Origin of the sequence: Gordonia sp. NPDC127522, assembly GCF_042672305.1 — a bacterium.
GTDB lineage: Bacteria > Actinomycetota > Actinomycetes > Mycobacteriales > Mycobacteriaceae > Gordonia > Gordonia hongkongensis.
Genome location: NZ_JBHXVK010000005.1, coordinates 209887 through 230893 on the forward strand (window position 1 = coordinate 209887; position 21007 = coordinate 230893).

Sequence of the window (21007 nt, forward strand, 5' to 3'; positions counted from 1 at the left end):
GACATCCCACGACGACATCTCACGTTTGTGACGACAAGTACAAACATGAAATGTACTTGTAACGACAACCCAATCCCCCGGTCATCACCGACCGACAGAATCATCTGAAATCGACTCTCCCATTCGGGAAATCACGCCACAGGAACGGAATCCCCTCATGCCCTCCCGATCGTTTGCGAAGCTCACGACCTCACTGTCCGGCGCCTGCGTCGCCGCCGCGCTCGCCGTTGCCCTCGGCGCCTGCTCCACCGAAACAATCTCGGAGCCAACCGGAGCCGGCACACCCGCCAGCGGGCTGCCCGCACAGATCGCGGCCAGCGGCGCCCTCGAACTCGGCGCCGAATGGTCGACTCCGCCGATCGTCGGTGTCGACCCGTCCGACACCTCTCAACCCCTGGGAATCGCACCCGACCTGGCCGCGGCGATCGGCAACGATCTCGGGCTGACACCGCGGTGGCGCAACATGCAGTGGCCCGCCCAGCTTCCGGGGCTGCAATCTGGTGCCGTCGACGCACTGTTCGGGCAGATCTCCGACACCCGTGAGCGCGAGGCCGGCGAATTCGACCTCGTGCCGTTCATCAAGACCACCGAGTCCCTGCTCATGTCGGGCGACAAGGCCGCCGGCATCACCTCACTCGCCGACATGTGCGGCAAGACCGTCGGCGCCCCCGTCGGCGGCGTGCAGGTGGCCAGCGTGCGGGCGGTCAGCGACGAACGGTGCGGTTCGAACCCCATCGAGATCTCCGAGTTCCAGGGTGGTGCCGCCGCCGTCAACGCCGTGCGTTCCGGCGCCATCGATGCGTGGCTGGACACCACTCCCAGCCAGAAGAGCGCCGTCGCCGCCGACTCCGCGCTCACCGCGGTCGTGGTCCCCGACGAGGAGATCGAACCGATCTACACCGCGATCGCGGTGTCCAAGAAGAACGGTTCGCTGGCCACCGCCCTGGCCGAGTCGCTGCGTCGCCTCAGCGAGAACGGCACTTACGCACGAATCCTCGCCGACCACGACGCCACCGACTCCTCGGTGGACATCGACGAGATCACGGTCAATCCACTGACCGGTACCCCCGCCGGCACCAAATGATCCCGAAGAGCGAGTAGCCGATGTCGAACTCAGTTGCAGTACATTCCCCCGACGTGACCCGGGTCGCAGGTCACGTCGATGTCAACAGCCTGCGGGTGGTCCCGGTCAGGCACTGGGGTCGCATGATCAGCGCGACGGTGCTGATCGCGATCGTGGCCTACTGCGCCTATGGCTTCGTGGTCAACCCCAACATCGAGTGGTCGGTCGTCGGCGACTTCCTCCTCGACGGCGGTGTCCTCCAAGGACTGCTGATGACCCTCGAGATGACGGTCCTCGGCGTCGGCATCGCCGTGGTCCTGGCAGTGGTGATCGGCGTCATGCGGATCTCCGACAGCACGATCCTCTCCGGCTTCGCCTCGATCTGGATCTTCTTCTTCCGCGGTATCCCACTGGTGGTGCTGTTGATCTTCGTCGGCAACCTCGGGCTGTTCATCAACACGATCAGCATCGCCAGTCCGTTCGGTTCCGGGCCTCTGGTCTCCTTCCAGGTGCAACAGGTGGTCACCCCGTTCGTCGCCTCGGTGATCGCGCTGGCGCTGACCGGTTCGGGCTACATGGCCGAGATCGTCCGAGCGGGGCTGCTGTCGGTCGGCGTGGGTCAACACGAGGCGGCCAAGGCCCTCGGCGTCGACGGCCGCCTGACGTTGCGATACATCGTCCTACCCCAGGCGTTGCGGATCATCATCCCGCCGCTGGGCAACGAACTCATCGGAGGCCTCAAGGCGTCCGCGATCGTGTCGGTCATCGCCGGCGGTGACCTCATGACGGCAGTCCTCGGCATCTCCGGCGTCAACTTCCGCACCATCGAGATGCTGATCGTCGCAACCATCTGGTACCTGCTGGTGATCATCCTCCTCTCGATCGGTCAGCACTTTCTCGAGCGAAGGGCGGCCACCAAATGACCACCGAATCCGACACCCGCACCAGCTCAACGAGTCTCGTCCCCGACGAGGCGATGATCCACATCGCCGGAGTCCGCAAGTCCTATGGCACCGCCGAGGTCCTCAAGGGAATCGATCTCGACATCGTGAGCGGCGAAACGGTCTGCATCATCGGACCGTCGGGATCCGGAAAGAGCACGTTGCTGCGCACGATGAACCATCTCGAGGACATCTCGGCCGGTTCGATCACCGTCGACGGTGACCTGGTGGGTTACCGGCTCAAGCGGGGAAAGCTGTACGAACTGCGCGAATCCGAGGCATGTCGTCGTCGCCTGGAGATCGGGATGGTGTTCCAGCACTTCAACCTCTTCCCGCACATGACCGCACTGGAGAACGTGACCTTCGCGCCGATCAGGGTCAAGCGGGAATCCCCCGCGGCCGCGCGAGAGCATGCAGGCCGGTTACTGGCGCGCGTCGGACTCGCCGACAAGGCGGACTCGTACCCGTCGAAGCTGTCCGGTGGCCAGCAGCAACGGGTCGCGATCGCCCGGGCACTCGCCATGCGCCCCAAGGTGATGCTGTTCGACGAACCCACCAGCGCACTCGACCCCGAGCTCGTCGGCGAGGTGCTCTCGGTAATCAAGGACCTGGCCCGTACCGGCGGGATCACCATGGTGGTGGTGACCCACGAGATGGGCTTCGCTCGCGAGGTCAGCGACCGAGTGGTGTTCATGGACGCCGGCAGCATCGTGGAAGTCGGTCCGCCCGCACAGGTCTTCGACTCCCCCACCCACGACCGCACCCGCACGTTCCTGTCCGCGGTGCTGCGGTGACCACCACCGTCGCGCTCGTCGCCGGGGCCACCGGTCCACTGGGGCGGGCGATCGTCGGGCTCCTGTCGGACAACGGCATACATGTCGGCGCCCTCAGTCGTTCCGGCGATCTCCCCCGCGGTGCCCGGTGGGGGGCGGCCTGCGACATCACCGACGCCGCGGCCGTCGACGCCGCGATCAGCGACCTCGAGGCCCGCCTGGGGCCGGTAGAGGTGCTGATCAACGCCGCCCATCCACCCGCACCCGGGGAAACCCGGATCGCGCAGCTCGGAAGCAACGAACTCGCGTCCCAACTCGCCGGCGTGACCGGCCACGCCGCCTTGTGTGCGCGAGTGATCCCCGGGATGCGATCCGCCGGTCGGGGACGGATCGTCTACCTGGCCGGAGCACTGATGGCGCGGCCGATACCCGGACACGGTGCCTACGGCGCGGCAAAGGCCGCCGCAACCACGCTGACGCGCTTCATCGCGGTCGAGGAGGGGCGCGCCGGGATCACGGCGAACATCGTCGCCCCGGGTCGCGTCGTCGACCCCGGCGATCCGGTCGACACGGACCCCGGATGGGTCGCTGCGGCCGACGCCCTCACCACACGGATGTCGTTGTCCGACTTCCCCACTTCACATGACGTGGCGACCACGGTCCTGTCCCTGGTGACAAATGCCGCCGTCACCGCACAGACGATCTGGGTGACCGGTGGCGAGCCGATCACCTGATTGATCAAGCATTCCAACATGATTCGAGGTAGACCATGACAATCACAGCCAACGCCACCGGACCGGCGGTGACGGATACACTCATCCCGGACCTACTCCCCGTCGATTCGGCCGAGGCCGTGGCCACCAACGCCCGGCGGCTGCTCGACCTCGTCGCCGACGAAGCCGACGAGATGGAGCAGATCGCCCGCCTGACCCCCGTGCTCGAGACCGCCTTCCGTCGCGGCGGCCTGTTCCAGATGGCTTTCCCCGCCTTCCGCGGCGGCCTCGAGATGGGTCTGCGCCAACAGCTCGATGTAGTCGCCGCGGTGGCAACCGTCGACGCGTCGGCCGCCTGGAACGTCGCCGTACTCAACGCGACCGGCTTCTACGCGGCCCGGCTCGGCGACGAGGCCTATGCCGAGCTGTACCCCACTCGCGACATGCCGACCAGCGGTTCCTTCCACCCGCGCGGCCGCGCACAGCTGGTCCCGGGCGGATACCTCGTGAGTGGCCGCTGGGATTGGGGCAGCGGCAGTTACACCGCCGAGTACGTGATCGGCAGCGCGAACGTCTTCGACGGCGATCAGCCTGTGATCGGCCCCAACGGCGCACAGCTCCACCTCGGGATCTGGCTCCCCCGTGAGGCGATCACCACGTCGGACAACTGGCAGGTGCTCGGGGTCCGAGGCTCGGGGAGCACCTCGTATGTGATCACCGAACCAGCCTTCGTCCCCGCCTCGCACTCCTTCGACCGCGACGCCGAGTACGACCACACCAAGGACCCGCTCAACCGCAGCGTCCACCTGAGCCACTTCGCACTCACCGGCGTGGCTCTCGGCGTGGCCCGCCACCTGGTCGAGCTCACCGCCGACATCATCTCGGCCCGCGGTGTGGCACACCTCGACGTCGCGATGCTCCAGCGTTTCGGCGAGGCCGTCGCCGAAGTCGACTTCGCCTACGCCGGAAGCCGCGCCATCGCCGACATCACCGACGACATCATCTTCTCCGACAAGGTCCTCACACCCGCCGCCCAGGCCAGGATGACCGGCGTCAACGCCGTAGCCGGACTGGCCCTACGCCGGGTCGTCGACATCACCACAGATCTGGCGCGAGCAGGCTTCATCCGCGACATCGACCCGATGCAACGCGTGCTCCGGGACGCCTACGGCGCTCTGTCACACGCGGGTACGCGTCGCGACCACCTGGGCGCACTCGCCCGTGCCGGACTGTCCAGCGGAGGTGTGGACACCTCCGGGTCGGCTCCGGTCGAGCGCGCCCGCGAGCTCTTCGCCGAACGCGCATGAGCACCGACTCCGGCTCGCCCATGATGGTCGGCCCCACACCTCGAGTGCGCGTGGTGATCGACCGGGCCGACGCGCCGCGATGCGGCATCCGGGTCGGCGACCACGTCGTCGTCGACGAGTCCGGGATGTCCACCAACGGGAAACCGTTCTGTCCCAAGGCATTGTCGGCAGTCCTGCCGTGTCTGGGTACCCGCCAGATGCCTCTTCCCGCCGACGACTGGCTCCTGCGCAAACCCTACTTCTTGTGCCCCCACGTCGAGGAGAACGTGGTGATCACGCTGGTGGCCGAGACGGACCCGCCCGGTACGACGTCATGAGCGTCACCGTGCGCTGCACGGTCGAGTCGATGAACTACTCGGCCTGTGGACTCGCGATCGGCGACCACTTCGACCTGTCCGCCACCGGCGTCATCGTTCCCGAAGGAAAGAAGTTCTGCTACTTCGCGATCGCCAACGTTCTACCCGTGGTGCTCGGCCGCCTCGACGCGACCGACGCCGACGACTACCTCACCGCGTCCCCATTGCTCGCCTGCCCGGATGCACCCGAAGCCGTGCGGATGCGGGTGCGCGTGCTCGACGACGCCGCCAACCCATCAACCGAAAGGAATGCCGGATGACCGGCCTCGTGTTCAGTGCCCGAATCGGATCCCACATCGGCGTGGCCGACGTGGTGACCAAGGCCGAGCTCGCCGAGGAGGCCGGGTTCGACCAGGTCTGGACCGGCAACGACTTCCTCGGTGAACCGGGCCTGGTGAGTCTGGCCGCGATCGCACTCCGCACCAGGCGGATTCGATTCGGATGCGGGGTGGTCGACCCTGTCACCGTGCACCCCGGACAGATCGCGATGTACGCGTCCGGCCTCCAGGAACTGTCGGGTGGCCGGTTCATCGTGGGCGTGGGGGCCGGTTCGGACGTGTTCTACGCCAAGGCGGGCATCACACCACCGACCGGGCCGGTGGCCCGCACCCGCGATGCGGTGGTGGCGATCAAGGAGCTCTCGGCCGGACGTAGCCCGGCCGGGGTGGCCGGCGCCGCAGCCGGTTGGACCGGTCTCGCGGTCCCGCGGTACGCCAACGAGGTCGAGGTCTATGTCGGCGCCATGGGTCCGCAGATGCTGCGCGTCGCCGGTCGTCATGCCGACGGCGCCCTCCCGCTCTGCCTGCCACCACGCCATGTGTTCTCGGCGATGGCCGAGATCGCGACCGGCGCCGCCGACAAGGGTCGTGACCTCGCCGACCTCGACATCGCCGCCTGTGTGTGGGCGTCGATCGCCGATGACCCTGCCGAGGCCAGACACGCGATGGCACACCAGATCGCGCTCTACTCCGGTTCCCTACCGGCATCGGTCCTCGCCCAGCACGGCTTCGATCCGGACGAGTTCGCCGCCACCCAACGACTACTCGACACCGAAGGCATCGACGCCGCGATCGCGTCGGTGACCGAGGCGATGCTCGGACTCGGCATCGTCGGAGGTGTGGGCGACGTGATCGACCAGTGCGCACAGCTGATCGACGCCGGCGCGCGGCACATCTCCTTCGGGCCGCCGATCGGGGCCGACCCGTATGAGGCCCTGAAGCTCATCGGTACTCAGGTGCTTCCCGAGCTTCGCCGGCTCGCCGACGCGTGAACCCTCACCCCCCCCCAATTAACAAAGACAACAGTGAAATACGGAGATCGAATGACCACCCTGCACGTCAGGTCGAGCATCAGCGCCATGCCGCCCTATGTGGCCGGCAAGGCGCCGGCCGCCATACCCGGTGTCGCACGATACAAATTGTCGTCCAATGAGAACCCCTACCCTCCCCTGCCCGGTGTGGTGGAGGCGGTCGACCGCGCGACCCGCGACTCCAACCGGTACCCCGACATGGGCAACGCGGAGCTGTATGCGGCCTTGGCCGACAGCCTGGGAGTCCCGGCCGCGAATCTCGCGGTGGCGACCGGCTCCACCGCGATCATCTATGACCTGATCTCGAGCGTCTGCGACCCCGGGGACAGCGTCGTCTACCCGTGGCCGAGTTTCGAGGCGTATCCCATCGCCGTGCTCGCCGGCAACGCACGGTCCGAACAGGTGCCCCTGACCACCGGCGGCCGCCACGACCTGGCGGCCATGGCGTCTCGCATCGACGACCGCACCCGCGCCGTGATCCTCTGCACACCGAACAATCCGACCGGGGCGTCCCTGACCCACACCGAGGTCATGGACTTTCTCGAAGCGGTACCCGAGCACGTTCTGGTGATCCTGGACGAGGCCTACGCCGAGTTCGTACGGATGGACGATCCGCTCGACGGCATCGCGATCGCCATGAGTCACCCCAACGTCGCCGTGGCCCGGACCTTTTCGAAAGCCTATGGGCTCGCCGGCCTGCGGGTGGGTTACGCCTGTGCACCGCCCGAGATCGCCGCGGCCCTGCGTGCGGTGGCCATCCCGTTCGGGGTCAGTCTGCCGGCCCAGGCGGCGGCGGTGGCCTCACTGCAGTTGCGCACCGAACTGCTCGAGCGAGTGGCGGACCTGGTCGTCGAGCGAACCCGGGTCGTGCACGGTCTCGCCGAGATCGGTTGGGATGTGGGAGACCCGCAGGGCAACTTCGTCTGGTTCACCTTCCCCGATGCCGAGAACGCGACCCGATTCGTCGCCGAGGCGGGCGAGCTGGGCCTGTCGGTCCGGCCGTTGGCCGGCACCGGGGTCCGGGTCTCGATCGGCGAGACCGAAGCCAACACGCGTCTGCTCGAACTCGCCGCCGGCACCCGGCGCTTCCAGACCACGCCCACCCAGACCACGCCCACCCAGACCACGCCCACCCGGACCACGCCCACCCAGACCACGGCCGGCACCTCACCCGCCCGGACCACACCCAAGGAGTGATCATGCCCCTCGTCACGGACACCACCACAACCGTTCCCATCAGTCAGCCCCACGGTATCCCCTTGCGACAACCCTCGACGTCGATCGACGAGGAGCGCCACCGTCGTAAGATCGCGCTCGTCGGTGGCTACCGGCTGCTGTCCCGGTTCGGGATGGACGAAGGGGTCGCCGGCCACATCACCGCGCGCGATCCCGAACTCCCCGACCACTTCTGGACCGCGCGCTGGGGCGCATACTTCGGTGCGATCCGTCCGGACGACCTGGTGCTCGTCGACAGTGACGGCACGATCGTCGAGGGCTCCGGACCGCTCAACGGTGCGACCTTCGCCATCCACGCCGCAATCCACGACAGCCGTCCCGACGTCGTCGGCGCGGTCCACGCACACGGCCTGTACGGCAAGGCCTTCTCCGCGACGGGCCGCGAGCTGGGCCCGATGACCCAGGATGCGTGCGCGTTCTATCAGGACCACATCCTCTATCCCAACTACGACGGTGTGGTCTTCGCGGCCGAGGAGGGACGCCGCATCGCGGCGGCACTCGGCGAGCGCAAGGCGGCGATCCTCGCCAACCACGGGCATCTCACGGTCGGCACAACCGTCGAGTCGGCGGTGTGGTGGTTCATCACGATGGAACGGTCGATGCAAGCCGAACTGATCGCGCTGGCCGCCGGAACGCCTACCATGCTCGACCACGACACCGCAGTCGCCACTGGAGCCACCGTCGGCGGCGAGGCGGTCGGCTGGTTCCAGTTCCAGGCGATCATTCCGCGAATCTGCCGAGAGCAGCCCGACTTCGCCGAGATGTGGGGAACGGGCGTCTGATGGGTCTCCGGATTCTGTTGTTACCGCCCAATCCGTCCGCGGCGCTCCTCGACGCGGTGGCACCGCGAGGAGTAGACGTCGAGGTGACGCGACTGTCCGAACAAACCTCGGACGCGCTCCGCGAGGCATTGCCGTACTGCGACGTCATCGTGGGCGATTGGTCGGGACAGTTGCGGCTGGGCGAAACCGAGGCCGCACTCGCCCGGGACGTCGCACTCGTTCAGCAACCGACAGCCGGTGTGGAGACCATCGATGTGGACGCATGGACACGGCGGGGTGTCCCGGTGGCCAACATCGGCCCGGCCAATTCCTGGGCCGTCACCGAGTGGTGTCTGGGTGCCACGATGAATCTGCTGCGGTCCTACCGATGGGCAGACGCCGAGGTCCGCGACGGTCGGTGGCCCCAGCTGGACATCCTCGAGCAGGCCCGTCCGCGAGAACTACGCGGCAGTCGGGTCGGAGTAGTCGGTGCCGGTCAGATCGGTTCACGCCTATGTGGGATGTACTCGGCCCTCGGGTGCGATGTGTCGTACTGGTCTCCACGCTCTCGGATCGCCGGTGCCATATGGCGAACCCTGCCGGAGGTGCTCTCCACGAGCGACGTGGTGATCATCGCCATCGCCCGGACACCGGACACCTTGGGCCTGGTCGACCGCACTGCGGTGGCCGCGCTGCCCGCCGACGCCGTTTTGATCGATGTCAGCCGAGGCGGCATCGTCGACCAGGAGGCTGTCCTGGAACGGGTCCGCGACCGATCGTTGGCAGGTGCAGCCCTCGACGTGTTCGGGACCGAACCCCCGCAGCTCGATCCGCAGCTGATCGCCGAACAGAACGTCCTGTTCAGTCCGCATGTCGCAGGGGTGACCGGCAACTCCGTCGCCGCCCAGGTGGGTGCCGTCCGGGACAACATCGTCGCCGTGGCCGGTGGGGAGCCGCTGGTCCACGTGCTCAACCGGTGACGCAGGGAGGGTGGTCTGAGTAGTCACACCGATGCGCGGCGTCGGGCGGGACGGTTGAGTGGACCCCGACGCTGATCCCGAACCGCCGCATCCACCGGAAGTCACCATGTACACGCACTCGAATTCGCAGGACCCCGCCGTTCTCACCCCTACCCGTCTCGCACCCCCGACCCACGACTCAACCGAGTTCGTGCCCACCGGCTTCACGCCCGCCGGTTTCGTGCCCGTCGACCCGATCGTCCCGCCCGCGCGCCCCGGTCGGCCGGGCCTGCGCGCATCGCTGACGTCGTGGGCCGCCAACACGATCGCGTGGGTGGCGTTCGCCACGGCCGCGGTGCTCTTCCTTCTCGCCCTCGGGCACGCCATGGCGGGCGAACCCGCCGACGGGTACGGGGTCGCGGCACTCGTCGCCTTCGGCGTGGGAGTATTCATGACGATCGCTGCCTGCGCGGGTCTCGTCGTGTCGTTCGTCCAGCGGGTCAGGCACGGCGCCTTTCGGCGCCCGGGCGCCATCGCCGACGCGATCGTGCTGTCGTCGGTCACCGCGTTCAGCGTGCTGACGGCGCTGTACCCGCTCGCGTTCGTGCTGGCGGCGTGGTGAACTCGCGGATCGCCGGCCGCAGCGCCCCCAGCAGCGCCGACGCCCCGATCGGCGCGCCGCCACTCGCGAGCTGCGCCGCCCGGGCGTGGACGCGCGCCGCCGACGCACCGGCGACCAGCGGCGACCTCCCGGCGGCGAGCAGGGCCCCGGCGATCCCCGACAGGACGTCGCCGGCCCCGGCGGTCGCGGCCCACGACGACCCGGCGTCGTTGCCCAGTACGTGACCCGTCGGGTCGGCGATCAGCGTGATTCGCCCCTTGAGCAGCACCGTGACGCCCCACCGTGCAGCGAGACCGGTGACGGCGGTCAGCCGGTCGGCGCCCAGTTCGGTACCGGTCAAGCGGGCGAATTCGCCGGCGTGCGGGGTCAGCAGCGTCGGTGCCGTCCGCCCGTCGACGAGCCCGGGGTCGCGGGCGATCAGGGTGAGCGCGTCGGCGTCGGCCAGGACCGGCAGATCCGTGTCCAGGACGGTGCGCAGGGTCGTCGCGGCCGCATCGTCGGTACCGATGCCGGGGCCGAGGACCCACGCCTGCACGCGTCCGGCATCGGCGAGGTCGGGCGTGGCGACGACCTCCGGCCACTGCGCCACCACCGCGGCGTGGGCGGAGCCGACGAACCGGGTCATCCCCGAGGTGGCGGTCACCGCCGCGCCGGTGGCGAGGACGGCCGCACCGGGGTACCGATGCGAACCGGCGATCACCCCGACCACCCCCTGCGTGTACTTGTCGTCCCCGGGACCCGGTGTCGGCCAGTCGATCTCGTCGTCGGTCACGGTGGCGAGCACCGAATCGGCGGGGTCACCGAGGCCGATGTCGACGAGGACGACCCGCCCGCACTGCGGGGCGGCGAGCAGGTGCGCGCGGCGACGGACCCCGAAGGTGACGGTGATGTCGGCACGGACCGCCGGGTCGTGGACCTCACCGGTGTCGGCGTCGACGCCCGACGGCAGGTCGACCGCGACGACGGTGGTCTCCGGACCGACCGCCGCGAAGACCTCGGCGGCATTCGCCCGCAGCGGCCCCCGGCCACCGAGTCCGACCACGCCGTCGACGATCACGTCGAGGCCGTCGGGGAGCCGCTCGCCGATCCGTCCGCCGGCGGCGCGGAATGCCCGCAGCCCCGCGGCGTGGGCGCGGTCCGGGGCGAGCAGGACCGCGTCGAACCGCACGCCGCGGCGGCACAGCTCGGCACCGGCGAACAGCGCATCGCCGCCGTTGTCCCCCGCACCGACGACCAGCCCGACCGACCGTCCATAACATCCGCCGGTCCGGCTCAGCTCTGCCGCGATCACCTGGGCGACCCCGTGCGACGCCCGGCGCATCAGGACGCCGTCGGTGAGCAGGTTCCCCGTCGCCCGCTCGGCGGCGCGGATCTCATCGGCCGTCAGGTACCGGATCGGCATGCGGAATCGCTATTCGACGGTCACCGACTTGGCCAGGTTCCGCGGTTTGTCGACGTCGTAACCACGGGCCTGCGCGACGCTCGCCGCGAACACCTGCAGCGGCACGGTCGAGACCAGCGGTTGCAGGAGCGTCGGCGTCTTCGGGATGGGGATGAACTCGTCGGCGACGGCACGGGCGGCCGCGTCGTCGGGCTCGGCGATGACGATCGTGCGGGCTCCGCGGGCCTGGATCTCGCGGATGTTGCTGACCATCTTCGAGTGCAGCACGGCGCGGCCGTCCGGCGAGGGCATGACCGTGATCACCGGGAGCCCGTCCTCGATCAGCGCGATCGGCCCGTGCTTGAGCTCGCCGGCCGCGAATCCCTCGGCGTGCATGTACGCGAGTTCCTTGAGTTTGAGAGCGCCCTCGAGCGCCACCGGATACCCGACGTGCCGGCCGATGAACAGCACGGTGTTGTGGTGCGCCAGCGAACGCGCCAGCTCCCGGACCGGCTCCATCGTGTCCAGCACCTGCGCGACCGAGTCGGTCATCGCCTCGATGGCCGCGAACTCGCGGGCGACCTCGTCCGCGTACTTCGTGCCGCGTGCCTGCGCCAGCGCGAGCCCCACGAGATAGGCGGCGACGATCTGCGCGAGGAAGCACTTCGTCGATGCGACGCCGATCTCGGGGCCCGCGTGGGTGTAGAGAACCGCGTCGGACTCCCGGGGGATCTGGGCCCCGTTGGTGTTGCAGATCGCGAGGACGCGCGCCTTCTGGTCCTTCGCGTGCCGGACCGCTTCGAGCGTGTCGGCGGTCTCACCCGACTGCGAGATGGCCACCACCAGCGTCGACCGGTCGAGAACCGGGTCGCGGTAGCGGAACTCGCTGGCGAGTTCGATCTCGACCGGGAGCCGCGTCCAGTGCTCGATCGCGTACTTGGCCAGCAGCCCGGCGTGGTAGGCGGTACCGCAGGCCACCACGAACACCTTGTCGACGTCGCGCAGGTCGTCGTCGGTCAGGCGCTGCTCGTCGAGCACGATGCGACCGTTCTGCAGATGCCCGAGGAGGGTGTCGGCGATCGCGCGCGGTTGTTCGGCGATCTCCTTGAGCATGAAGAAGTCGTAGCCGCCCTTCTCCGCGGCCGCGAGATCCCAGTCGATGTGGAACGGCTTGCCGTCCCGGGCGTTCTCGTCGAAGTCGGTGACCGTGTACGAGTCGGCGGTGATCACCACGACCTCGTCCTGGCCGAGCTCGACCGCGTCCCGGGTGTGTTCGATGAAGGCCGTCACATCCGACGCGAGGAACATCTCGCCCTGCCCGACACCCACCACGAGCGGGGTCGACCGCCGCGCGGCGACGATGGTGTCCGCGTGGTCGGCATGGGTGAACACGAGCGTGAACGCACCTTCGAGACGACGCAGCGCCGCATACGCGCTCGCCACGAAGTCGCCGGCGGTCGGCCCGAACGCGTAGTACTTCGACACGAGGTGCACGGCGGTCTCGGTGTCGGTCTCGGACGCGAACTCGATGCCGTCGTCCTCGAGTTCGGCGCGAAGCTCGGCGTAGTTCTCGATGATGCCGTTGTGGACGACGGCGAGCTTGCGGTCGTCACTGGCGTGCGGATGCGCGTTGCGATCGGTCGGCTTGCCGTGCGTGGCCCACCGCGTGTGTCCGATCCCGGTCGTGCCCGACAGCGACTCGCGCCCGACCGTGGCGATCTGCTTCTCGAGGTTCTCCAGCCGGAGTGCCTTCTTCTGGATCGCGGTGCTTCCCTCGCCGTCGAGGATCGCGACGCCCGCCGAGTCGTACCCGCGGTATTCCATCCGCCGCAACGCGTCGACGACGATGTCCAGGGCATCGCGCCGCCCCACGTATCCCACGATTCCACACATAGCTAGTCAGGGTACCTGCGGACGCGCGAGCGGCGGCGCGGCGCGTCGGGTGCCGAGCGGGGGTCACAGCAGGCCGCCACCGGGTGACGCGGCACGGACGTCACTCGATGGTGTCGGGCACCACCGCGTTCGGCGCCCGGGACGGCACCGGGCTCGCCGCGCGGCGGCGTTTGCGCTCTTTCGCGCCGAGTAACCTGGCGATCTTGTCCTGGATCTCCGGCGGATCGTCGAGATCCACCGCGGGCACCTTGCCGAGCTCAGTGTCGGCGTCGGCGAAGGCCTCGTACCGGCTGTCGTCGTCGAGAGTGCGCAGCAGGAATCCCGTGGTCAGGGCGCGTGCGGCGGTGTGCGTCTTCTTGTCGGCGCCGTTGCCGCCGAGGAGTGATTTGATCGACCGGTGCTCGATCAGCCCGCGGGAGGTCGCGGCCGGCGGGGTACGCAGCACCACACCGGGACGGGGATCGGCGGCCGACGCCGACCCGTACGCCTGTGCCAGCGGAAGGGCGTTGCCGTCGATGGTGTCGAGTTCGCCGATCGCCGACACGATGAGTCCCGGAGCACTCACCCGGCGGGCCGCGGGCAGGAGTTGCGCAGTCGTCGGCGCCGGGAACAGTGCGACCACCCCCCGGGCCGGCGGATGCGGCTGACCGTGCAGCACGCCCTCCGACGCGGCCAATACCGCTGCGGCGGCACCGAAGCCGTGGCCGGCGAACCCGATCTTGCGCGGGTCGACGGTGATCTCGCCGAAGCCGAGCGGAACCCGGGTCACGATCGACAGCGCTGACCGGAGCTGGGCGGCCATCGTGTCGTCGGACGCGAGCAGGCCTCGCTGACCCGCCGGGACGGCGACGACGATGCCCCAGGACGCGAGGTGGTGGCACAGGTCGCGGTAGCGCTCGACCGACGTCATCCACCCGTGCCCGAACGCGATGGCGGGGAGCCGTTCGCCCTCGGCGGGAGTGAACACGACACCCGGGGTCCCGACGATCCCGAGGTCGCCGCGCAACACGCGATGGGGACCGCGTCGGGCGAGCGCCTTCATCAGCTTCGCGGGCGACTGCGTCGGCTTCTGCTGCTTCTTGCCTGGCACAGCAGACAGCCTATGTGTTGCGCGGCGGCAGATGGGGACTGGCGTCGGCCACGTCGGCCGGCAGCATGATGCCCGGGGTGGCGTCCGCGGCGTCGGCGGCGTTCTCGAGGTCGTCCCGGAGCTGCTGCGTCTCCGACCGCACCGCGTTGCGGCGATGCTCGTCCATCGCGAGTTCGAGGTCCCGCTGCCGAGCGGAGAACACGTGTGACGCCTCGGCGACGCCGGCGGTCGCGGTGCGGGCGAGGGCCTCGATCTGGTCGGCGAGGTTCACTGGTCACCCGCCAACGCCAGATCACCCGACGACCGGTCCGGCGATGCCTCCGGTTCCGGCCCCGACCGATTCTGTTCCGACCGATTCTGTTCCGACCGATTCTGTTCCGACCGATTCTGTTCCGCGGCTTCGGTTTCGGCGACCGCTCCGGTTGCCGCCTCGACGGTGGCCGAGGCCGTCGGCCCCGACGCGACGGGCGCGTCGTGTCCCTCGGGGCCGCCCAGCCGGAAGGGGATGTCGACGCCGTCGTCGCGGGGGGCGCGCGCCGACTCGCCGGGTTCCGACGGCCACACGGACGCCGCGGGCTCGGACGCGGCGACCCCTGACATCGACGCCGGGGGCTCTGATCGTGCCGCGGCGGTCGCCGCCCCGATTTCCGCCGGCCGGGCATCGGTTGTCGATTCGGCCATCCAGGTCTGGGGTCCCGGTGCGGGCGCGGCGACGGTCTGAGCCGGTGCCGCTGCGGACGGTGACCCCGGCGACACGACCGGGACGGCGTCCGGGGGCCCGGCGTCGACCGGGTAGGCCTCGTCGTCGATGCCGTCGACGGACCGGTTGAGGAGGTCGAGGATTCCGGCGATCCCGCGGGTCGTCGTCTCGAGCGAGGTGCTGAACAGGCCCAGCCGGGACGAGATGTCCTCGACCGCCACCCCGATCGGCACGCGACCGGTGAGCACCGCCTGCGGCAGTTCCGCCGGCGGCACCCCGGCCGCGGTCGGTGCCGACAACCGGGCGACGGTCAGATAGAAGGTGCGCAGCAGGCGGTCGATGCCCGACGCCGCGGCCGAGGTGGCGTCGGTGAGCGTGCGCAGGATGTGCAGGTCCGATTCGGCGCGACGCTGATGGTCGATGACCGTCGTGAGGGCGACGGTCGCGGACTCGCTGTTCCAGCCGTCGTCGAGGCGGACCTGCTGTTCGGGGAGATGGTGGAGTTGTTCGGACACGGCCCGGTGCGCCGACACCAGGGCGCGGCTGTCCGCGGACAGGGCCGCGATGTCGAATCCGTCGACCACGCGGAGTCCGTTGCGGAGGGTGGCATCGTCGGGGGCGGCGACCCCCATGAGACGCCCGGCCGCCACGAGTTCGATCAACGTCTCGACGCCACCCCGGGCGTCGGACCTGAGCACCGACAACGAGTCCACGCCTCGTCTCACCGGCCGCCCACCCCCGAATGCGGCAGCGCTCGCGAGATCTCGCCCGCCACACGCCGATCCCCGTCCGCCATGGTCAGCGCACTGTTGCGGAGCGTGTCCGCGAGCGCCGCAGCGGCCGTGGCCTGCACCCGTAACCGGCGCGACAGCGTCGAGCTCATCTCGGCGTACGCCGCGGCCGACGGCCCGAAGGCGACCGGGTTCTCGTCTCCTGCGATCGACTCCCGAGCCCAGGTCCCGAAGTCGTGTGCGGACAGATCGTCGGCGACCGCCGACAACACCAGCGCGGACCTGCGGTAGTACGACGACACCGCGGACACCTGGGCGGTGTCCATCGAGATCGGGCGCGACCCGACACCGTCCGCACCGTCGCCGTTCATGTCACCCCTCCCCGACGCGCGTCCGCCAGTTCACCGCGATCCCGTCCGAGCGGCCTGCAATCTTGGACGCACGGCAGCGGCCGCCGGTTCCCGGGACTTCTCCGGACACGCAGGACATTGTCGCGTACGGAGGGGCGAGGCGCCAGTGCGCCATCAGGCGAGCGATCAGTCGGGAAGTTCGATGCCGTGCGAGGTCACGGCGTCGAGCAGAGCGGTGGGCCGGTCGGCGGCCGGGACGTCGTGGACCAGCGCGAACGCGCAGCCGAGGGCGCGTGCCCCGCCGTCGGCGGTCTCGCTGTCCCCGACCATCAGCACCTCACCGGCCGGCACACCCAGCGGGTCGAGCGCGGCGTGGAAGATCCGGGGGTCGGGTTTGATCGCCCCGACCTCGTACGACAGCGCGAACGCCGAGACGAGGTCTTCGACGCCGTGCAGGGCCAGGACCTTGCGCAGGTCGAAGGCGATGTTGCTGACGATGCCGACCGGTACCCCGGCCGCACCGAGCTTCTGCAGCACCGCGACGGTGTCGGCGAACGGCACCCACGAGGACGGGTCGAGCACCCGGTTGTAGAGAGCGTTCGCGTGGTCGACGTTGCTCATCCCGACCGTGCGCAGCAACGCCAGGTAACCGGTCCGATGCAGCGCCGGGTCGAGATCGCGACGTTCCCAGGCGTCCTGGTCGGCACCGACCACGCCGTCGGGCAGACCGACGGGTGCGACCATGCGCCGGATGATGTCCGCCTGACGGTCGCGGTCGAACTCGGCACCGGTGTCGTCGCGCAGGTCGGCGAACCACTCGTCGCGCGCCTCGAAGCGGAACAGGGTGCCGGAGAAGTCGAACAGGACCGCGCGCGGTGCCCCACCGGTCATGCCCCGGCCCCCTGGACGACGTCGGCCAGACGGCCGGCCACCGCCAGCGCCTGATCGGCGGTCGCGGCTTCGACCATCACACGGACGAGCTGCTCGGTTCCCGACGGGCGCAGCAGGACGCGACCGGTCTCCCCCAGCTCGGCTTCGGCGGCCACGACCGCTTCCTTCACCGATTGTGATTGCGCCACTGCGTGTTTGTCGCCCACGCGCACGTTGATGAGCTCCTGCGGCAGCACCGTCACGATGCCGGCCAGGTCGGCGAGCCGCGTCGACGTGGCGGCCATCCGCGCCATCAGCATCAGCCCGGTCAAGATGCCGTCACCCGTCGTGCCCGAACCCGGGACGACGATGTGACCGGACTGTTCCCCGCCGATCGAATAACCGCCCCGCCGCAGTTCCTCGAGGACGTACCGGTCCCCGACCCCGGTGGTGTGCACGGTGATCCCGGCCTCGCGCATGGCGATGTGCAGTCCGAGATTGCTCATGACGGTCGCGACGAGCACGTCGTCGTGGAGCTTGCCCTGGTCTTTCAGGGATGTCGCCAGCACGGCCATGATGGCATCGCCGTCGACGATCTGACCCGTGGAATCGACTGCGAGACAACGGTCTGCGTCACCGTCGTGGGCGAGTCCGAGGTCGGCTCCGTGCTCGAGCACGGCCGCCTGCAACTTGTCCATGTGCGTGGACCCGCAGTCGGCGTTGATGTTGAGGCCGTCCGGCTCGGCGTGGATCGCGATGACCGTCGCCCCGGCGTCGGCGTAAGCCTGCGGAGCGAGCTCCGACGCCGCCCCGTGCGCGCAGTCGACGACCACGGTCAATCCGTCGAGTCGGGTGTCGACGGCCTGTGCTAGGTGGCGCCGGTAGCGGTCGCCGGCGTCCGGCGCAGCGACGATCCGGCCCACCGCAGCCCCGATCGGGCGGATGAACTCGCCGTCCATGGCCGCTTCGATGCGGTCCTCGACCGCGTCGTCGAGCTTGTGCCCGCCGCCGGAGAAGAACTTGATCCCGTTGTCGGGCATGGGGTTGTGCGACGCGGAGATCATCACGCCGAAGTCGGCGTGGTAGTCCGCGGTCAGGAACGCGACCGCCGGGGTCGGCACGGTGCCGACGCAGATCGCGTCGACTCCGGTGGCGGCGAGCCCCGCACACACCGCGGCTTCCAGCATCTCGCCGGATGCCCGCGGATCACGTCCGACGACCGCACGCGGACGCCGGTGCGATTCTGTCGCCGAACTCTCTGCGAAAACGACCGCGGCGGCCGAGGCCAGGCGCAACGCGAGCTCGGGGGTGAGCTCGTCGTTGGCCAGGCCTCGGACGCCGTCGGTTCCGAAAAGGCGTGCCAAGATCAGCGCTTGGAGTACTGCGACGCCTTGCGGGCCTTCTTGAGGCCGTACTTCTTGCGCTCGACCGCACGCGGGTCACGGGTGAGGAAGCCGGCCTTCTTCAGGGCGGGACGATCCTCCGGGGTGACCTCGATGAGCGCACGCGCGATGGCGAGACGCAGCGCGCCGGCCTGGCCCGAGGGGCCACCGCCGACGAGCTTGGCGTAGATGTCGAACGACTCGGTGCGCTCGACGGTGACCAGCGGGGCCTTGATCAGCTGCTGATGCACCTTGTTGGGGAAGTAGTCCTCCAGCGAACGGCCGTTGAGGGTGAACTCACCGGAACCCGGGGCCAGGCGAACGCGGACGACGGCCTCCTTGCGGCGGCCGACGGTCTGGATCGGACGGTCGATGACGACCGGCTCGCGGACCTCTTCGACGACAGCGGCGTCGTAGTCGTCAGCGGCGACCTCGACGGCCTCCACGACCTCGACGGCAGCCTCGTCGACGGCCTCGACGGCGTCGTTGATGTTCTCGTTGCTCACTGGGCCACCTGCTTGATCTCGAAGGGGACGGGGCGCTGGGCCGCGTGCGGATGGTTCGGGCCGGCGTAGACCTTCAGCTTCGAGGCCATGGCGCGGCCGAGCTTGGTCGACGGGAGCATGCCCTTGACGGCCTTCTCGATGACCCGCTCGGGGTAGGTCGCGAGCAGCTCGGTGGTGGTGCGGGACTTCAGGCCACCGGGGTGCCCCGAGTGGGTGTAGTTCAGCTTGCGATCAGCCTTGTTGCTGGTCAGCGCGACCTTTTCCGCGTTGATGATGACGACGAAGTCGCCGCCGTCCATGTGCGGGGCGTAGGTCGGCTTGTGCTTGCCGCGAAGCAGGTTCGCGACCTGCACGGCCAGCCGGCCGAGCACCACGTTCTCGGCGTCGATGACATGCCACGTACGCGTGATGTCACCGGCCTTCGGGGTGTAGGTAGGCACAGTTGTCCTCAACTCTTGTCGAATGGATGCTGGTCGGGTGCGCGGCAGAGGTTGTTCCCGGCGACCAGTGGGGACCCGGGCCTCTGCTGACCTGGACACACAGCTGTGCGCCAGGCGCCGAGCACCAGCGATCCAGGCTACGCGACCGCGCTGTTCAGGGTCAAAACGGCACCGGCCTCCGGCCGGGGTCAAAACGGCACCGGCCTCCGGCCGGGGTCAAAACGGCACCGGCCTCCGGCCGGGGTCAAAACGGACTCGGTCCTCATGACGACGGCGACACCCGGACCGACCGCACCGCCGCCGCGCATTCGTCGTCGGCGGATTCGGCCGCGGTACCAGCCTGACAGCCGATCGAGACCTGCAGACCATCGTCGACCACGACGTACCAGCGGATCGCGCCGCCCGAGGCCGGTGACTCGCGGTAGCCGATGACGTCCCGCCCGCCGAACCGGGTGGCGGCGGAGAACTCGGTGACGACGTCGTCGCCGCGCTGCTCGATCCGGTTGCGCAGGCTCCCCGCGACCGATTCCCGGGTGGAGCCGGCACGCACCTCGGTGAGGACGGCGATGATGCGCCGGCCGTCGTCGGGATCGACGAACACCGCGCGAGTGGTCGAGGGGTCGTCGGCCGAACCGGTCGGGGTCTGCTGTTCGGACTGCCGCCAGTCGCCGGGCACCGTCAGCGTCGCACGGCCGAGGCCGACCTCCGTCGACGCCGCGTCCGGTGGGGTGCCACGCTGCCAGAGTCCCACCCCGATCGCACCACTCACGACCAGGATCGCCATCGCCGCCGCGGCGAGCAGCGTCCCCGACCGGCGCCGGGTGGCGCCGACCGGGAGTGGGTCCGGGGGTCCGGGATCAGGGCCCGGGGCCATCGTGTCCTCGTCCGCACCGCCGGTGCGGTGGCCGAGCCGGACCACGAGCTCGCGGTCGACGGCGACCACGCGTCCCGCGACCGCGTGCCCGGCGATGACGCCGATCGCCGCGGACACCTCATCCGAGCGGTCCCCGTCGACGAACACCGCCTCGACCGAGTCGTCGATGACGTCGAGCCCGTCCGCCTTCCGCGAGGAGCGCGGCGCACGGTCGGCGCCGGGACGGATGAGCCCGGAGCGCTCGATCACCCAGCCGTCCGGACCGCGCCCGACGATCTGCACGTCCCACCACGCCGGTCGCGGGTGGCCGGGATCGGCGGGCGGCCGCGGGAGATGTGTGGTCTCGACGACGGCGCACCGCCGCACGGTGAGGTCGGCGTGACTGCGCGCGACGAGCACCGCCCGCGGTAGGAGTGCCACCGGCGCGCGGCCGTCGCCGACGTCGGCGAGGGTCGATGCCCGACGGGGTCCCCAGGTGCTCGGGTGCCCGACGACGAGCGGTCGACCCGCGGGCAGGTCGAGGCCGGCGAAGACCCGCCGCCACATCTGCCGCAGGTGTTCGCGCCGACCGTCGACCACCACACTCATCTGGTCCACCGACTCGAGCAGCAGCCGCACATCGCGATCCACCCGGCGCAGCCCATGGTCGGGGTCACCGACCAGCGGCGTCCCGAACGCGAGATCGACCACCGTCGGACGGTTCCTGTCGCCGATCGGTTGCACCTCGCCCGGCTGTGTCATCCGGCCCGA

Annotated in this window: 23 protein-coding genes; 12 read left to right on the forward strand and 11 right to left on the reverse strand. The window is 69.6% G+C overall.

Annotated elements, in window-relative coordinates:
• Window positions 1–157 precede the first annotated feature (157 nt).
• Genes ACFVHY_RS12590 through ACFVHY_RS12645 form a run of 12 tightly spaced genes read left to right on the forward strand, consistent with a single transcriptional unit; the run spans window position 158 to window position 10040 of the window.
• A complete protein-coding gene (locus tag ACFVHY_RS12590) occupies window positions 158–1084 on the forward strand; it encodes a transporter substrate-binding domain-containing protein (protein WP_390272161.1) in 927 nt (308 codons plus the stop codon).
• A gap of 53 nt (window positions 1085–1137) precedes the next feature.
• Window positions 1138–1986 carry an amino acid ABC transporter permease gene (locus ACFVHY_RS12595; protein WP_390272163.1) on the forward strand — a complete coding sequence of 283 codons (849 nt, stop codon included), beginning with the start codon at window positions 1138–1140 and terminating at the stop codon, window positions 1984–1986.
• 53 nt (window positions 1987–2039) lie between these two features.
• Complete coding sequence (locus tag ACFVHY_RS12600; protein WP_390272249.1) at window positions 2040–2798, forward strand: amino acid ABC transporter ATP-binding protein; 759 nt, start codon at window positions 2040–2042, stop codon at window positions 2796–2798.
• Window positions 2795–3511 carry an SDR family NAD(P)-dependent oxidoreductase gene (locus ACFVHY_RS12605; protein WP_390272165.1) on the forward strand — a complete coding sequence of 239 codons (717 nt, stop codon included), beginning with the start codon at window positions 2795–2797 and terminating at the stop codon, window positions 3509–3511. Before ACFVHY_RS12600 ends, ACFVHY_RS12605 begins: the two co-directional genes overlap by 4 nt.
• Window positions 3512–3546: 35 nt before the next feature.
• A complete protein-coding gene (locus tag ACFVHY_RS12610; protein WP_390272167.1) occupies window positions 3547–4797 on the forward strand; it encodes a hypothetical protein in 1251 nt (416 codons plus the stop codon).
• Complete coding sequence (locus ACFVHY_RS12615) at window positions 4794–5114, forward strand: hypothetical protein (RefSeq protein WP_390272169.1); 321 nt, start codon at window positions 4794–4796, stop codon at window positions 5112–5114. Before ACFVHY_RS12610 ends, ACFVHY_RS12615 begins: the two co-directional genes overlap by 4 nt.
• Complete coding sequence (locus ACFVHY_RS12620; protein ID WP_390272171.1) at window positions 5111–5413, forward strand: TIGR04076 family protein; 303 nt, start codon at window positions 5111–5113, stop codon at window positions 5411–5413. Before ACFVHY_RS12615 ends, ACFVHY_RS12620 begins: the two co-directional genes overlap by 4 nt.
• Window positions 5410–6423 (forward strand): LLM class flavin-dependent oxidoreductase, encoded by a 1014-nt coding sequence (locus ACFVHY_RS12625; RefSeq protein WP_390272173.1) that lies wholly within the window; start codon window positions 5410–5412, stop codon window positions 6421–6423. The genes ACFVHY_RS12620 and ACFVHY_RS12625 overlap by 4 nt, the downstream gene beginning before the upstream one ends.
• A 51-nt stretch (window positions 6424–6474) precedes the next feature.
• Entirely contained in the window at window positions 6475–7659 is a 1185-nt protein-coding gene (gene hisC / locus ACFVHY_RS12630; protein WP_390272175.1) for a histidinol-phosphate transaminase, read from the forward strand.
• A gap of 2 nt (window positions 7660–7661) precedes the next feature.
• Window positions 7662–8480: a class II aldolase/adducin family protein gene (locus ACFVHY_RS12635; protein WP_390272177.1), complete on the forward strand. Its 819-nt coding sequence runs from the start codon at window positions 7662–7664 to the stop codon at window positions 8478–8480.
• Complete coding sequence (locus ACFVHY_RS12640; RefSeq protein WP_390272179.1) at window positions 8480–9439, forward strand: NAD(P)-dependent oxidoreductase; 960 nt, start codon at window positions 8480–8482, stop codon at window positions 9437–9439. Before ACFVHY_RS12635 ends, ACFVHY_RS12640 begins: the two co-directional genes overlap by 1 nt.
• A gap of 58 nt (window positions 9440–9497) precedes the next feature.
• Window positions 9498–10040: a hypothetical protein gene (locus tag ACFVHY_RS12645; RefSeq protein WP_390272181.1), complete on the forward strand. Its 543-nt coding sequence runs from the start codon at window positions 9498–9500 to the stop codon at window positions 10038–10040.
• On the opposite strand, the gene ACFVHY_RS12650 is transcribed toward ACFVHY_RS12645, so the two are convergent.
• The 11 genes from ACFVHY_RS12650 to ACFVHY_RS12700 all read right to left on the reverse strand — a co-directional run bounded on the left by ACFVHY_RS12650 (window position 9988) and on the right by ACFVHY_RS12700 (window position 20998).
• Window positions 9988–11442 (reverse strand): NAD(P)H-hydrate dehydratase, encoded by a 1455-nt coding sequence (locus ACFVHY_RS12650; protein ID WP_390272183.1) that lies wholly within the window; start codon window positions 11440–11442, stop codon window positions 9988–9990. The two genes, ACFVHY_RS12645 and ACFVHY_RS12650, sit on opposite strands and share 53 nt — an antisense overlap.
• Before the next feature lie 9 nt (window positions 11443–11451).
• Entirely contained in the window at window positions 11452–13314 is a 1863-nt protein-coding gene (glmS, locus tag ACFVHY_RS12655; protein ID WP_390272185.1) for a glutamine--fructose-6-phosphate transaminase (isomerizing), read from the reverse strand.
• Window positions 13315–13414: 100 nt separating this feature from the next.
• Window positions 13415–14404, reverse strand: a complete 990-nt coding sequence (locus ACFVHY_RS12660) for an alpha/beta hydrolase (RefSeq protein ID WP_390272187.1) — start codon at window positions 14402–14404, stop codon at window positions 13415–13417.
• Between the two features lie 10 nt (window positions 14405–14414).
• Window positions 14415–14675 carry a hypothetical protein gene (locus ACFVHY_RS12665; RefSeq protein WP_137809238.1) on the reverse strand — a complete coding sequence of 87 codons (261 nt, stop codon included), beginning with the start codon at window positions 14673–14675 and terminating at the stop codon, window positions 14415–14417.
• Window positions 14672–15829: a hypothetical protein gene (locus ACFVHY_RS12670; RefSeq protein ID WP_390272188.1), complete on the reverse strand. Its 1158-nt coding sequence runs from the start codon at window positions 15827–15829 to the stop codon at window positions 14672–14674. Before ACFVHY_RS12670 ends, ACFVHY_RS12665 begins: the two co-directional genes overlap by 4 nt.
• Entirely contained in the window at window positions 15826–16206 is a 381-nt protein-coding gene (locus tag ACFVHY_RS12675; protein WP_390272189.1) for a hypothetical protein, read from the reverse strand. Before ACFVHY_RS12675 ends, ACFVHY_RS12670 begins: the two co-directional genes overlap by 4 nt.
• A gap of 165 nt (window positions 16207–16371) precedes the next feature.
• The gene (locus ACFVHY_RS12680; RefSeq protein WP_390272191.1) at window positions 16372–17076 is read right to left on the reverse strand and encodes an HAD family hydrolase; all 705 of its coding nucleotides are present in this window, start codon (window positions 17074–17076) and stop codon (window positions 16372–16374) included.
• Complete coding sequence (gene glmM / locus ACFVHY_RS12685) at window positions 17073–18419, reverse strand: phosphoglucosamine mutase (protein ID WP_390272193.1); 1347 nt, start codon at window positions 18417–18419, stop codon at window positions 17073–17075. Before glmM ends, ACFVHY_RS12680 begins: the two co-directional genes overlap by 4 nt.
• Before the next feature lie 2 nt (window positions 18420–18421).
• On the reverse strand, window positions 18422–18943 hold the full coding sequence (gene rpsI, locus ACFVHY_RS12690; RefSeq protein ID WP_065629913.1) for a 30S ribosomal protein S9: 522 nt from the start codon (window positions 18941–18943) through the stop codon (window positions 18422–18424).
• Window positions 18940–19383, reverse strand: coding sequence for a 50S ribosomal protein L13 (rplM, locus tag ACFVHY_RS12695; protein ID WP_058250710.1), 444 nt, complete (start codon window positions 19381–19383; stop codon window positions 18940–18942). The genes rpsI and rplM overlap by 4 nt, the downstream gene beginning before the upstream one ends.
• Window positions 19384–19645: 262 nt before the next feature.
• Window positions 19646–20998, reverse strand: coding sequence for a type VII secretion-associated protein (locus tag ACFVHY_RS12700; RefSeq protein ID WP_390272196.1), 1353 nt, complete (start codon window positions 20996–20998; stop codon window positions 19646–19648).
• Between the last annotated feature and the right edge of the window lie 9 nt (window positions 20999–21007).

Coding starts and splice junctions, on each gene's coding strand:
- ACFVHY_RS12700 (WP_390272196.1), bottom strand. CDS start 20,998: ATGACACAGCCGGGCGAGGTGCAACCGATCGGCGACAGGAACCGTCCG.
- ACFVHY_RS12625 (WP_390272173.1), top strand. CDS start 5,410: ATGACCGGCCTCGTGTTCAGTGCCCGAATCGGATCCCACATCGGCGTG.
- glmS (WP_390272185.1), bottom strand. CDS start 13,314: ATGTGTGGAATCGTGGGATACGTGGGGCGGCGCGATGCCCTGGACATC.
- ACFVHY_RS12590 (WP_390272161.1), top strand. CDS start 158: ATGCCCTCCCGATCGTTTGCGAAGCTCACGACCTCACTGTCCGGCGCC.
- ACFVHY_RS12615 (WP_390272169.1), top strand. CDS start 4,794: ATGAGCACCGACTCCGGCTCGCCCATGATGGTCGGCCCCACACCTCGA.
- hisC (WP_390272175.1), top strand. CDS start 6,475: ATGACCACCCTGCACGTCAGGTCGAGCATCAGCGCCATGCCGCCCTAT.
- ACFVHY_RS12675 (WP_390272189.1), bottom strand. CDS start 16,206: ATGAACGGCGACGGTGCGGACGGTGTCGGGTCGCGCCCGATCTCGATG.
- ACFVHY_RS12640 (WP_390272179.1), top strand. CDS start 8,480: ATGGGTCTCCGGATTCTGTTGTTACCGCCCAATCCGTCCGCGGCGCTC.
- ACFVHY_RS12600 (WP_390272249.1), top strand. CDS start 2,040: ATGATCCACATCGCCGGAGTCCGCAAGTCCTATGGCACCGCCGAGGTC.
- ACFVHY_RS12635 (WP_390272177.1), top strand. CDS start 7,662: ATGCCCCTCGTCACGGACACCACCACAACCGTTCCCATCAGTCAGCCC.
- ACFVHY_RS12650 (WP_390272183.1), bottom strand. CDS start 11,442: ATGCCGATCCGGTACCTGACGGCCGATGAGATCCGCGCCGCCGAGCGG.
- ACFVHY_RS12610 (WP_390272167.1), top strand. CDS start 3,547: ATGACAATCACAGCCAACGCCACCGGACCGGCGGTGACGGATACACTC.
- ACFVHY_RS12680 (WP_390272191.1), bottom strand. CDS start 17,076: ATGACCGGTGGGGCACCGCGCGCGGTCCTGTTCGACTTCTCCGGCACC.
- ACFVHY_RS12620 (WP_390272171.1), top strand. CDS start 5,111: ATGAGCGTCACCGTGCGCTGCACGGTCGAGTCGATGAACTACTCGGCC.